This is a genomic window from Leisingera sp. ANG1, from assembly GCF_000203975.2.
Lineage (GTDB): Bacteria > Pseudomonadota > Alphaproteobacteria > Rhodobacterales > Rhodobacteraceae > Leisingera.
Window position 1 is genome coordinate 212067 of record NZ_AFCF02000009.1, and the last position, 11702, is coordinate 223768.

Sequence of the window (11702 nt, forward strand, 5' to 3'; positions counted from 1 at the left end):
CCCCATGGCAGGCAAACGCGCCGTTACCCGCAGCTCCCTCCCGGAAGTGATTGCCGACGACCTGCGCGAACGCATCCTGAGCGGTGAGCTGGCAGAGGGCGAAACCATCCGGCAGGAGGCGCTGGCAGAGGAATACGCCGTCTCCCGCATGCCGATCCGCGAGGCGCTGAAGCGGCTGGACGCCGAAGGGCTGGTGCAATTCACCAACAACCGCGGCGCCTCTGTCACCAAGCATTCCCTGCGTGAAATCGCCGAGATCTTCGACCTGCGCATCCTGCTGGAGGTGGACCTGTTCCGCCGCGCGATCCCGGCGATGACTGCACAGGATTTCACCCGCTGCACTCAGATCCTCAAGGACATGGACGCCTCATACGATGCCAATGACGTGGCCAAATGGGGCGCGCTCAATCACAAATACCACTCGGCGCTTTATGCCGCTGCGGACCGCAAGCTGACCAACGAGGTGCTGCAGGGCATCAGCCTGCATTGCGACCGCTTTATCCGGATGCACCTCAGCGTGATGAAACAGCGCGAACCTGCCAAGAAGGAGCACCACGACCTCCTGGACCTGGCCCAGGCCCGCGATGTGGAGGGCGCCTGCGCCGCGCTGACCCATCACATCTCCCGCACCAAGGAGGAACTGCTGTCGCTGGTCGCCGAACACCGCGCCACTGCCGACAGCTAACCCGCCCTATTTCAGCTTCTGACACGTGAAACGCCCGGTTTTCTCCGGCGCTCCTCTTGCACAATTCGTATTTTGTATCCATTATCCTGTATCAAGATTCACTGATCCCACCAGACAGAGGCCCGCCCATGTTCACACCGCACGGAAACCACCTGATTGCTGGCGCCTGGGTGCCCGGCGGCACCCGCTTCCCCTCCGCCCCCGCCACCGGCCCCAGCCACGATTTCTCCGTTGGCCGCGTCAGCGACGTGAATGCCGCGGTAGAGGCGGCAGAGGACGCCTTCGCCAGCTACAGCAGCACCAGCCGGGCCGAGCGCGCCGCCTTCCTCCACGCCATCGCGGATGAGATTGAGGCCCGCGCGGAAGACATCACCGCCATCGGCACCCAGGAAACCGGCCTGCCCGAGGCCCGCCTGCAGGGCGAGCGCGGACGCACCACGGGTCAGCTGCGCATCTTTGCCGAGCATATCCTCAAGGGCGATTACCTCGACCGCCGCTATGACGCCGCCCTGCCGGACCGCGCGCCCCTGCCCCGGCCCGATATGCGGATGATGCAGCGCCCGCTGGGGCCGGTCGCGGTCTTCGGCGCCTCCAACTTCCCGCTCGCCTTCTCCACCGCCGGCGGCGACACCGCCGCGGCGCTGGCCGCCGGCTGCCCGGTGGTCGTCAAGGGCCACAGCGCCCACCCCGGCACCGGCGAGATCGTCGCCGAGGCCGTGCTTGCCGCGATCACCAAATGCGGGATCCACCCTGGCGTCTTCAGCCTGATCCAGGGCGGCAACCGCGAGGTCGGCGCGGCGCTGGTGCAGCACCCGCTGATCAAGGCGGTGGGCTTCACCGGCTCGCTTGCAGGCGGCCGCGCCCTCTTTGACCTCTGCGCCGCCCGCCCCGAGCCGATCCCCTTCTTCGGCGAGCTGGGGTCCGTGAACCCGATGTTCATCCTCGCCGCCGCCCTCGCCAGCCGCGGCGCGGAAATCGCCACCGGCTGGGCCGCCTCGCTGACCATGGGCGCGGGCCAGTTCTGCACCAACCCCGGCATCGCCGTGCTGCGCGCAGGCCCCGAGGCCGACCGTTTCATCGACACCGCCACCGCCGCCCTGTCAGCGGTCGCCCCCCAGACCATGCTGACCGAGGGCATCGCCAGCGCCTACCAGGACGGCCAGCGCCGCGTCGCCGCCACCGTGGGCGTGCGCGAGCTGCTGACCACCAGCTGCAACACCCGCACCGCCGCGCCCTACCTCTATGTCACCGAAGCCCGCACCTGGCTCGACAACGAGATCCTGGCCGAGGAGGTCTTCGGCCCGCTGGGTCTGGTGATCACCGCCGGGAGCGATGCCGAAATGCTGGAGATCGCCCGCGCATTGCAGGGCCAGCTGACCTGCACCCTGCACCTGGATGAAGCCGACACCGCCCAGGGCCAGACCCTGCTGCCGGTGCTGGAGCGCAAGGCCGGCCGGGTGCTGGCCAACGGCTTCCCCACCGGGGTTGAGGTCTCCGGCACCATGGTTCACGGCGGCCCCTACCCGGCCTCCACCAACTTCGGCGCGACCTCGGTGGGCACATTGTCCATCCGCCGCTTCCTGCGCCCGGTGTGTTATCAGAACATCCCCGAAGCATTGCTGCCGGAGGATCTGCGGGAGGGGTGAAGGGGCTGCGTTGAGGCCGTAGCCGTCCCGGCAAATACAGAGGCCCCGGGGGTGATCCGGGGCCTCTCTACTTCCGGGAGACAAACGAGAGAACTGCAGGCTCGGGTCAAAAATGTAATGAGTTGTTCACCCACAATATTATCAATATCCTAGCCCCCAGAGCACCCCGTATAGTTGAATAGGCTGCTAGAACCCCGCATCATTGGTCAGCAGTGACATTTAGCTAAATCTGATAGGCCTTCCAAACATGTCCGAAAGAACCAAGAAATTTTCCGATCAATTGAGTAAGCTAATAAAACAGGGTGAAGCCCTGCATATGGCAATGAACTATAACTGCCACAGAGAAACCTTCGTCGAAGCAGTTAGAAAGAAGTTCGACGACGACAATGATCAAATAGAGAAATATTTGAGTGGCTTACCGGACTTTCGTGATACTTATCAAAAGTGGTACTCAGAAGCACAAGCCGTTATAAAGCAGGTACTACCGGACCGACTTGCAGATTTTCGCAACTACTACGAATACCCTCGCGTCCGGAAAGAAACGACTTTCCAAAACTACATGATCAAAGACTACTTACAGGGCCTCCAAATCACTAGAGGCGGTGGATACGAAGTCATTGCCGACGGGTCAGCTGCTATTCCAGAATTTATTCAACAGCTGAACATGGTCAAGGCAGCAAGGGACACCTTAGACTCAACTTTGCTCGATCTATCAGAAGTCCTTCAAGCTGACTTATTCGATACCGAAATAGATTCCGCTGAAGCCCTAGCAAAAGCGGGCCATCTTCGAGCGGCAGGGGCAATTTGTGGAGTAGTTTTGGAGAAGCACCTCAGCCACGTTTGCAGCAAACATAATCTTACGATAAAGAAGAAAAACCCTGGCATCTCCGATCTCCTACAAATTTTGCGAGCTGGAAACGTCATCACCTTAGCTCAAGAGCGCTTCATACAGAGCTTGGCAGATACTCGAAACGTTTGCAGCCACGCCAAAGGGCGAGAGCCCAAAAAGGAAGAAATTGAAGAACTCATTGAGGGCACTGGAAAAGTGTTAAAAACGATTTTCTAATCTTTCTGCGCCAGCGCCGTCCCGCGGGGTGGCGCTCGCAACGTGGCGTTAGGCAGTTTATCCCGGCCACATCCGTACGACCTCACCGACACACAGAACATCAGCCAAAGCGCCGCCCCATGGGGGCGGGTCATGCCGAAGGCATGCCTCCGGCATGACGCTGGCGCGGCGGCCTGCGGCCTTTATTCCGCGCCGGGGTCCAGGCTCCGCTGCCGCGCTTTGAAAACTTGGCTCGCCAGGCTTTGGGCTCCACCCAAACCACCCGTTGCGCCCCCACCGTACGCCCCGCTTCCCGGATCTTAACCGCCAGCAACTAAACAGGACCGGAGATCCCGGAAAGGACCCCGCCATGACCGCACCCGCACCAGCCGCCCTCTCCCCCATCAACGATGGCCCCAACGAAAAAGGCCCCCGCTTTCGCGAGGGCCTTCCAATTTGTCAGAGAGGCAAATCTCAGAGTCCGGTGGACACGTCGATGGTGTTGCCTTCTTCCAGGGTCACATAGGCTTTTTTCACGTCTTTACGCTTGCCCAGCTGGCCGCGGAAACGCTTGACCTTACCCTTGGTGACGGTGGTGTTGACCGCTTTCACCTTGACGCCAAAGAGAGCCTCGACAGCTTCTTTGATCATCGGCTTGTTGGAGTCGATTGCCACTTCGAAAACCACTGCGCCGTTTTCGGACGCCATGGTGGATTTCTCGGTGATGATCGGCTTGCGGATCACGTCGTAGTGTTCTGCCTTCACGCTCATTTCAGACGAGCCTCCAGTGCTTCGACACCCGCCTTGGTGATCACCAGGGTGTCACGCTTCAGGATGTCATAGACGTTGGCACCGATGGTCGGCAGGATGTCCAGACCTTCGATGTTGCGCGACGCTTGCAGGAAGCCTTCGTTGACCGCTGCGCCGTCGATGATCAGCGCGCGCTTCCAGCCCAGGTTCTTCACCTGCTTGGCCAGAGCTGCGGTCTTGCCTTCGGAAGCAGCGTCCTCGATGATGACCAGCTCGCCCGCTTTGGCTTTGGCGGACAGCGCGTGGCGCAGGCCCAGCTTGCGGAACTTCTTGGTCAGCTCGTGGCCGTGCGAACGCGGGGTCGGACCCTTGTAGATACCACCCTTGCGGAAGATCGGCGCGTTGCGGTCACCGTGGCGTGCGCCGCCGGTGCCCTTCTGGCGGTAGATCTTCTTGGTCGAGTAGGAGGTCTCGGAGCGGGTCTTCACCTTGTGGGTGCCGGCCTGCGCGTTGTTGCGCTGCCAGCGGACCACGCGGTGCAGGATGTCCGCACGCGGCTCCAGGCCGAACAGGTCTTCGGACAGTTCGATGTCGCCCGCTTTGCCGCCGTCCAGTTTGATCACGTCAAGTTTCATGCTTCACCACCTTCCGCGGCAACTTCCGCAGTTTTCAGAGCGGCCGGGAAAGGCAGACCCTCGGGGGCTTTCTTCTTCACGGCGTCCTTGACGGTAACCCAGCCGGATTTCGGGCCCGGTACGGCGCCCTTGATGAAGACCAGACCGCGCTCGGCGTCGGTTTTCACCACTTCCAGGTTCTGGGTGGTCACGCGGGCTGCGCCCATGTGGCCGGCCATTTTCTTGCCTTTAAAGACCTTGCCCGGGTCCTGACACTGACCGGTCGAACCGTGCGAACGGTGCGAGATCGACACACCGTGCGAGGCGCGCAGGCCGCCGAAGTTGTGCCGCTTCATGGCACCGGCGAAACCTTTACCGATCGAGGTGCCGGTCACGTCCACTTTCTGGCCAGCCAGGAAGTGTTCGGCCGAGATCTCGGCGCCGACTTCGATCAGGCCGTCCGCGGGAACGCGGAATTCGACCAGCTTGCGCTTGGGTTCAACCTTGGCAGCTGCAAACACGCCGCGCATGGCTTGCGAGGTGCGTTTTGCCTTGGCGGAGCCAGCACCCAGCTGAACGGCGGTGTAGCCGTCTTTTTCCTCGGTGCGCTGAGCAACGACCTGCAGGCCGTCCAGGGACAGAACGGTCACAGGGATCTGCTTGCCGTCTTCCATGAACAGGCGGGTCATGCCCACTTTCTTAGCGATAATTCCGGAACGCATAATCTATACCCTCCGAACTTACGACTGCAGCTTGATTTCGACGTCAACGCCGGCAGCCAGGTCGAGCTTCATCAGCGCGTCCACGGTCTGCGGGGTCGGGTCGACGATATCGAGAAGGCGCTTGTGGGTGCGGATCTCGAACTGGTCGCGGGATTTCTTGTCCACGTGGGGGCCACGCAGAACAGTGAATTTCTCGATCTTGTTCGGCATCGGGATCGGGCCGCGCACTTGCGCGCCGGTCCGCTTGGCAGTGTTGACGATCTCTTGCGTGGACGCATCCAGCACGCGATAGTCAAATGCCTTCAGCCGGATACGGATGTTTTGGCTTTGCATCGTACAGCCTTTTATTCAGGCGTTGGGGTTGAGAGGAGGGCCTGCGACCACCGCAACCCCTCATCGAACCCAAAAGGCGGGAATCATCCCGCCCCTATTCGCACGCGGCGAACTCGCGCCCTATACGCCCTATGGCCCCATGAGGCAAGGGGTTTCGCCGCGAAACAGTTGCGTTTGCGGCGCACGGTGCGTTTGGGGTTTGTTTACCAAAAAGCAGAGGCGATGCCCACTAGCCCGCCAACGAAACCAATGATTGAAGAAGGCCACAGAAAAGCTAACTCCAAACGCTCCCGCCTTTCTTGCCGTACTTCGCGAGCAAGAGCGGAAAGTGCAGCTTCATTCAGCCGCCAGAAACCGTCAAATTGAGATTGCTCCCACTCACCGTCTTTGGTCTTAAATTTTGGCATAGGTATCAAAAGACGCTCAGCTTGCTTTTGAACATACCTGTGCTGAAGGTTGTGTATCTCGTCTCGAACTTGATCGCTCTCCCAAAAAGCCTCGGATGCAATCAACTGCTCTTCCTCAAACTGTTTCGCTTCTCGGGCGGCGTCGATTTTTGGGCTAAAGTGATCCCAGACCTTTTTGTTCGACTTCTGAAGCTCTCTCAACTTCAACTGAAATTTAGCATCCTCAAGAAACATGCATCCCCCAATAAGAACTTCATTTAATCGGTTTTTTGAAAGTGGTTCCTTGCTCCATAGCCCGCAAGGGGTACCTCGCAAAAGAGACACTCTGATGGAAACTCTCTCAATCTCCTTACGCAGAAATCGGTGATTTTGGGGCACTCCGCCCGGACGCCCCGCGTTCGGGCCGCGCCCGGCCTGCCCGAATGGGCGGGCGCGATTGCATCGCACCCGGAGCTGGCGCTCCCTGCGGCCTCAAAAGCTCCACTGGAGCTTTTGCAAGACGGCCTTCGGCCCCAGGCCGGTCCCGGCCCTGTTCTGAGGTTGGCGCATGGAAAAAGGGCCTCCCAAGGGAGGCCCTTTCTTAGATCAGAACCGTGTGGGCTCCCGGCGATTTTCTAGCGAAAACCGCCTGCCGCCCACTGGCCCAAAGTCATTACTCGATGATCTTCGACACAACACCGGCGCCGACGGTGCGGCCGCCTTCGCGGATGGCGAAGCGCAGGCCGTCTTCCATCGCGATCGGTGCGATCAGCTCAACGCCGAACTTCAGGTTGTCGCCCGGCATCACCATCTCGGTGCCTTCCGGCAGGGTCACGGTGCCGGTCACGTCGGTGGTGCGGAAGTAGAACTGCGGACGGTAGTTCGCGAAGAACGGGGTGTGGCGGCCGCCTTCTTCCTTGGTCAGGATGTAGGCTTCGGCTTCGAACTTGGTGTGCGGGGTCACGGAACCCGGCTTGCACAGCACCTGGCCGCGCTCAACACCGTCACGGTCCACACCGCGCAGCAGCGCGCCGATGTTGTCGCCGGCTTCACCGCGGTCCAGCAGCTTGCGGAACATTTCCACACCGGTGCAGGTGGTGGTGGTGGTGTCGCGGATGCCGACGATCTCGATCGAGTCGCCCACGTTGATCACGCCGCGCTCGACACGGCCGGTCACAACGGTGCCGCGGCCGGAGATCGAGAACACGTCTTCGATCGGCATCAGGAACGGCTGGTCAACCGCACGCGCCGGGGTGTCGATGTACTCGTCGACAGCCGCCATCAGCTCTTTGATTTTCTCTTCGCCGATTTCCGGCTTGTTGCCTTCCATCGCCGCCAGAGCGGAGCCTGCAACGATCGGGATATCGTCGCCCGGGTAGTCGTAGGAGGACAGCAGCTCGCGGATTTCCATTTCCACCAGCTCCAGCAGCTCTTCGTCGTCGACCTGGTCAACTTTGTTCATGAACACGACCATCTTCGGGATGCCAACCTGGCGGCCCAGCAGGATGTGCTCGCGGGTCTGCGGCATCGGGCCGTCAGCTGCGTTCACAACCAGGATCGCGCCGTCCATCTGGGCCGCGCCGGTGATCATGTTCTTCACGTAGTCGGCGTGGCCGGGGCAGTCGACGTGCGCGTAGTGGCGGTTGTCGGTCTCGTATTCCACGTGCGCGGTCGAGATGGTGATGCCGCGGGCTTTTTCTTCCGGGGCGCCGTCGATCTGGTCGTAGGCTTTGAAGTCACCGAAGTATTTGGTGATAGCCGCGGTCAGAGTGGTCTTGCCGTGGTCAACGTGGCCGATGGTGCCGATGTTGACGTGCGGTTTATTACGTTCAAACTTTTCCTTAGCCATGATGGCCTCCTTTTGCTTTCGCTGCCATTGCCTGTGAATGGCGATTATTCTCCGAAGATCGCAATCTTCATGCTGTTGGCGAGACTATCAGTAATCTCGTCGAGCTCTTTTTCCGGCGCTCCAATCATTGCAGCGCCAAACAAACCCGGCCGTACTTCTTGCGTTCCGCCATTTACGGTAAACTTGTCTCCGACGGGCTCACCGGTTTCAATGTCAATCAGAGAAACCTCTGTATTGATCCCGCTGTTCGTGCTTCCGATCAATGCCCCGAGACCAGGGTTGGCAATATAGAACTGCACCACATCAACGTGTGCACGTACCGGGCGGCTCCCCGCCCGGCTTGCGCTTGACAGCACGGAAAACGACTTGGCCTGAACCGTGTCCAGAATCTGTTGTTTTGGAACAGCCGTTTTCTCGCGCGCCACCTGCGTGCTAACCGAAACCTCGGTAACACGCAGGCTGGAAGCAGTCTGCGTGTCAACCAGCTGCTGTTGCGAGCAGCCAGCCAACACGGCAAAAGTGCTTGCCAAGACAAAATTGCGCCGATTGATCATCTTACGCGTATTTCGCCTGGATCTCTTCCGAGATGTTCTGCGGAACCGGATCGTAGTGATCGAACTGCATGGTGAACTGGGCGCGGCCCGAGCTCATCGAACGCAGGGTGTTGATGTAGCCGAACATGTTCGCCAGCGGCACAAACGCGTCGATCGCGATTGCGTTGCCGCGGTTCTCCTGGCCGGACACCTGGCCGCGGCGGGACGTCAGGTCGCCGATGATGCCGCCGGTGTATTCTTCCGGGGTGATCACTTCGACCTTCATCACCGGCTCGAGCAGTTTCGCACCAGCCTTGCGCATGCCTTCACGCATGCCCATGCGGGCGGCGATTTCAAAGGCCAGAACCGAGGAGTCCACGTCGTGGAACTTACCGTCGATCAGGGCAACCTTGAAGTCGATCACGGGGAAGCCGGCCAGCGGGCCGCTGTCCATGACGGACTGGATGCCTTTTTCGACGCCCGGGATGTATTCCTTCGGAACCGCACCGCCGACGATGCGGGATTCGAAGGAGTAGCCTTCGCCTGCTTCTGTCGGCGAGATGATCAGCTTCACCTCGGCGAACTGGCCCGAACCACCCGACTGTTTCTTGTGGGTGTAGGAATGCTCGACCTCTTTGGAGATGGTCTCGCGGTAGGCCACCTGCGGCGCACCGATGTTCGCCTCAACCTTGAACTCGCGCTTGAGGCGGTCCACCAGGATGTCCAGGTGAAGTTCGCCCATGCCCTTCATGATGGTCTGACCGGACTCGATGTCGGTCTCGACGCGGAAGGACGGGTCTTCGGCGGCCAGACGGGCCAGACCCTGGGACATCTTCTCCTGGTCGGCCTTGGTTTTCGGCTCAACCGCGATCTCGATCACCGGATCGGGGAAGGTCATGGTTTCCAGAACGACCGGGTCGTTGACGGCGCAGAGGGTGTCACCGGTGGTGGTGTCCTTCAGGCCTGCCAGCGCGATGATGTCGCCTGCGAACGCTTCCGTGATTTCCTCACGGTTGTTCGAGTGCATCATCATCATCCGGCCAACGCGCTCTTTCTTGCCCTTGGTCGAGTTCAGCAGGGTGTCGCCCTTGTTCAGCACGCCGGAGTAGATCCGGGTGAAGGTCAGGGAGCCGACAAACGGGTCGTTCATGATCTTGAACGCCAGGCCGGAGAACGCCATTTCGTCGTCCGCACGGCGGGCGATGTTGCGCTCTTCGGTTTCGTCACCGGGTTTGAAGCCCATGTAGTCGACAACGTCCAGCGGGCTGGGCAGGTAGTCGATCACAGCGTTGAGCAGCGGCTGAACGCCTTTGTTCTTGAACGCGGAGCCGCCCAGGACCGGAACGAAGGCCAGTTCCAGGGTGCCCTTGCGCAGCAGGGCGCGCAGGGTCGGAACGTCGGGCTCTTCGCCTTCCAGGTAGGCTTCCATCGCGTCGTCGTCCATTTCGACGGCCGCTTCGATCATCTTGCCGCGCCACTCGTCAGCCATGTCTTTCAGGCTGTCGCGGATCGGAGCTTTGACCCAGGATGCGCCCAGGTCTTCGCCCTGCCACAGCCATTCTTCCATGTTGACCAGGTCAACCAGGCCTTCCAGCTCGTTCTCGGCGCCGATCGGCACACCAACCGGAACCGCGCGGGCGCCGGTACGGTCTTCGATCATGTTGACGCAGTTGAAGAAGTCAGCGCCGATCTTGTCCATCTTGTTGACGAACACCATGCGCGGAACCTTGTAGCGGTCAGCCTGACGCCACACGGTTTCGGTCTGCGGCTCAACACCGGCGTTGGCGTCCAGAACACAGACCGCACCGTCGAGAACCGCCAGCGAACGCTCAACTTCGATGGTGAAGTCAACGTGGCCGGGGGTGTCGATGATGTTCAGGCGGTGCTTCGGAGAGTCAGCGGTCTTGCCGTCTTCGGTGCGTTCCCAGAAGGTGGTGGTCGCAGCCGAGGTGATGGTGATGCCGCGTTCCTGCTCCTGCTCCATCCAGTCCATGGTGGCTGCACCGTCGTGCACCTCACCGATGTTGTGGGATTTGCCGGTGTAATACAGGATGCGCTCGGAGCAGGTGGTTTTACCTGCATCGATGTGCGCCATGATACCGAAGTTACGGTACAGATTGAGGGGATATTCGCGTGCCATAGGTCTATGTCCTCTAGCTTACCAGCGATAATGGGAGAAGGCTTTGTTGGCCTCTGCCATCTTGTGGGTGTCTTCGCGCTTCTTGACCGCGGTGCCACGGGACTGGACGGCGTCCAGCAGCTCGCCTGCGAGGCGCTCTTCCATGGTGTTTTCGTTGCGGTTGCGGGCGGCAGCGATCAGCCAGCGGATGGCCAGCGCTTCGCGGCGCTCGGGGCGGACTTCAACCGGAACCTGGTAGGTTGCACCGCCAACGCGGCGGGAACGGACCTCGACGGACGGTTTGATGTTGTCCAGCGCTTCGTGGAAGACTTCAACCGGAGCGCGCTTGATCTTGCCTTCAACGCGGTCGAATGCGTTGTAGACGATACGCTCTGCGACCGACTTCTTGCCGTCGATCATCAGGTTGTTCATGAACTTGGTCAGAACGCGGTCGCCGAACTTTGCGTCGGGCAGAACTTCGCGTTTTTCAGCGGCGTGACGACGTGACATATCAGCCTCTCCTTCTTACTTAGGACGCTTCGCGCCGTACTTCGAGCGGCGCTGCTTACGGTCTTTGACGCCCTGGGTATCCAGAACACCGCGCAGGATGTGGTAACGGACACCCGGAAGGTCTTTTACACGGCCGCCGCGGATCAGAACCACGGAGTGTTCCTGAAGGTTGTGGCTTTCACCGGGGATGTAGGAGATCACTTCGTAACCGTTGGTCAGGCGGACCTTCGCAACTTTCCGCATAGCGGAGTTCGGTTTCTTCGGAGTGGTGGTGTACACGCGGGTGCAGACGCCGCGCTTTTGCGGGCACTGCTCGAGGTGCTGGGACTTCGAAACTTTACGCTTCGGCTGACGCGGCTTGCGGATCAGCTGCTGGATCGTTGGCATTCAGGTATTCCCCGTTTAGCAACTTGTCATGCACGCCGGCGCGTGCGGGTGATTTCGCTGCACCTGTGCGTCCACAAGCGCAAAAACCGCAATCGCTCCCATTCCGAGGTGAGACGACGCGGT

General features: G+C 60.5%; 13 protein-coding genes. 3 read left to right on the forward strand and 10 right to left on the reverse strand.

Annotated elements, in window-relative coordinates:
- The first annotated feature begins 4 nt into the window (after positions 1-4).
- The 3 genes from GC1_RS17200 to GC1_RS17210 all read left to right on the forward strand — a co-directional run bounded on the left by GC1_RS17200 (position 5) and on the right by GC1_RS17210 (position 3397).
- A complete protein-coding gene (locus GC1_RS17200) occupies positions 5-685 on the forward strand; it encodes a GntR family transcriptional regulator (RefSeq protein ID WP_019298495.1) in 681 nt (226 codons plus the stop codon).
- 128 nt (positions 686-813) lie between these two features.
- Positions 814-2331 carry an aldehyde dehydrogenase (NADP(+)) gene (locus GC1_RS17205; protein WP_019298496.1) on the forward strand — a complete coding sequence of 506 codons (1518 nt, stop codon included), beginning with the start codon at positions 814-816 and terminating at the stop codon, positions 2329-2331.
- 247 nt (positions 2332-2578) lie between these two features.
- On the forward strand, positions 2579-3397 hold the full coding sequence (locus GC1_RS17210) for a hypothetical protein (protein ID WP_029205076.1): 819 nt from the start codon (positions 2579-2581) through the stop codon (positions 3395-3397).
- 453 nt (positions 3398-3850) lie between these two features.
- Here GC1_RS17210 and GC1_RS17215 read toward each other — a convergent pair whose 3' ends face one another.
- The 10 genes from GC1_RS17215 to rpsL all read right to left on the reverse strand — a co-directional run bounded on the left by GC1_RS17215 (position 3851) and on the right by rpsL (position 11579).
- Positions 3851-4147 carry a 50S ribosomal protein L23 gene (locus GC1_RS17215; RefSeq protein WP_019298498.1) on the reverse strand — a complete coding sequence of 99 codons (297 nt, stop codon included), beginning with the start codon at positions 4145-4147 and terminating at the stop codon, positions 3851-3853.
- Entirely contained in the window at positions 4144-4761 is a 618-nt protein-coding gene (rplD, locus tag GC1_RS17220) for a 50S ribosomal protein L4 (RefSeq protein WP_019298499.1), read from the reverse strand. Before rplD ends, GC1_RS17215 begins: the two co-directional genes overlap by 4 nt.
- The gene (gene rplC, locus GC1_RS17225) at positions 4758-5462 is read right to left on the reverse strand and encodes a 50S ribosomal protein L3 (protein WP_019298500.1); all 705 of its coding nucleotides are present in this window, start codon (positions 5460-5462) and stop codon (positions 4758-4760) included. The genes rplD and rplC overlap by 4 nt, the downstream gene beginning before the upstream one ends.
- Before the next feature lie 18 nt (positions 5463-5480).
- Positions 5481-5795 carry a 30S ribosomal protein S10 gene (rpsJ, locus tag GC1_RS17230; protein WP_019298501.1) on the reverse strand — a complete coding sequence of 105 codons (315 nt, stop codon included), beginning with the start codon at positions 5793-5795 and terminating at the stop codon, positions 5481-5483.
- 203 nt (positions 5796-5998) lie between these two features.
- Complete coding sequence (locus tag GC1_RS17235) at positions 5999-6436, reverse strand: hypothetical protein (RefSeq protein WP_019298502.1); 438 nt, start codon at positions 6434-6436, stop codon at positions 5999-6001.
- A 418-nt stretch (positions 6437-6854) separates the two neighbouring features.
- The gene (gene tuf / locus GC1_RS17240; protein WP_019298650.1) at positions 6855-8030 is read right to left on the reverse strand and encodes an elongation factor Tu; all 1176 of its coding nucleotides are present in this window, start codon (positions 8028-8030) and stop codon (positions 6855-6857) included.
- 44 nt (positions 8031-8074) lie between these two features.
- Positions 8075-8584 carry a hypothetical protein gene (locus tag GC1_RS17245; RefSeq protein WP_019298620.1) on the reverse strand — a complete coding sequence of 170 codons (510 nt, stop codon included), beginning with the start codon at positions 8582-8584 and terminating at the stop codon, positions 8075-8077.
- Position 8585: 1 nt separating this feature from the next.
- Positions 8586-10703: an elongation factor G gene (gene fusA / locus GC1_RS17250; RefSeq protein ID WP_019298619.1), complete on the reverse strand. Its 2118-nt coding sequence runs from the start codon at positions 10701-10703 to the stop codon at positions 8586-8588.
- Positions 10704-10721: 18 nt separating this feature from the next.
- The gene (gene rpsG / locus GC1_RS17255; RefSeq protein ID WP_019298618.1) at positions 10722-11192 is read right to left on the reverse strand and encodes a 30S ribosomal protein S7; all 471 of its coding nucleotides are present in this window, start codon (positions 11190-11192) and stop codon (positions 10722-10724) included.
- A 15-nt stretch (positions 11193-11207) separates the two neighbouring features.
- Positions 11208-11579 (reverse strand): 30S ribosomal protein S12, encoded by a 372-nt coding sequence (gene rpsL, locus GC1_RS17260; protein WP_019298617.1) that lies wholly within the window; start codon positions 11577-11579, stop codon positions 11208-11210.
- Positions 11580-11702: the final 123 nt, after the last annotated feature.

What these genes read in the sequence shown, in the direction of transcription:
- GC1_RS17210 (WP_029205076.1), top strand. Translation starts at nt 2,579, where the DNA reads ATGTCCGAAAGAACCAAGAAATTTTCCGATCAATTGAGTAAGCTAATA.
- GC1_RS17200 (WP_019298495.1), top strand. Translation starts at nt 5, where the DNA reads ATGGCAGGCAAACGCGCCGTTACCCGCAGCTCCCTCCCGGAAGTGATT.
- rplD (WP_019298499.1), bottom strand. Translation starts at nt 4,761, where the DNA reads ATGAAACTTGACGTGATCAAACTGGACGGCGGCAAAGCGGGCGACATC.
- fusA (WP_019298619.1), bottom strand. Translation starts at nt 10,703, where the DNA reads ATGGCACGCGAATATCCCCTCAATCTGTACCGTAACTTCGGTATCATG.
- GC1_RS17205 (WP_019298496.1), top strand. Translation starts at nt 814, where the DNA reads ATGTTCACACCGCACGGAAACCACCTGATTGCTGGCGCCTGGGTGCCC.
- GC1_RS17215 (WP_019298498.1), bottom strand. Translation starts at nt 4,147, where the DNA reads ATGAGCGTGAAGGCAGAACACTACGACGTGATCCGCAAGCCGATCATC.
- GC1_RS17235 (WP_019298502.1), bottom strand. Translation starts at nt 6,436, where the DNA reads ATGTTTCTTGAGGATGCTAAATTTCAGTTGAAGTTGAGAGAGCTTCAG.
- GC1_RS17245 (WP_019298620.1), bottom strand. Translation starts at nt 8,584, where the DNA reads ATGATCAATCGGCGCAATTTTGTCTTGGCAAGCACTTTTGCCGTGTTG.
- rplC (WP_019298500.1), bottom strand. Translation starts at nt 5,462, where the DNA reads ATGCGTTCCGGAATTATCGCTAAGAAAGTGGGCATGACCCGCCTGTTC.
- tuf (WP_019298650.1), bottom strand. Translation starts at nt 8,030, where the DNA reads ATGGCTAAGGAAAAGTTTGAACGTAATAAACCGCACGTCAACATCGGC.
- rpsG (WP_019298618.1), bottom strand. Translation starts at nt 11,192, where the DNA reads ATGTCACGTCGTCACGCCGCTGAAAAACGCGAAGTTCTGCCCGACGCA.
- rpsL (WP_019298617.1), bottom strand. Translation starts at nt 11,579, where the DNA reads ATGCCAACGATCCAGCAGCTGATCCGCAAGCCGCGTCAGCCGAAGCGT.
- rpsJ (WP_019298501.1), bottom strand. Translation starts at nt 5,795, where the DNA reads ATGCAAAGCCAAAACATCCGTATCCGGCTGAAGGCATTTGACTATCGC.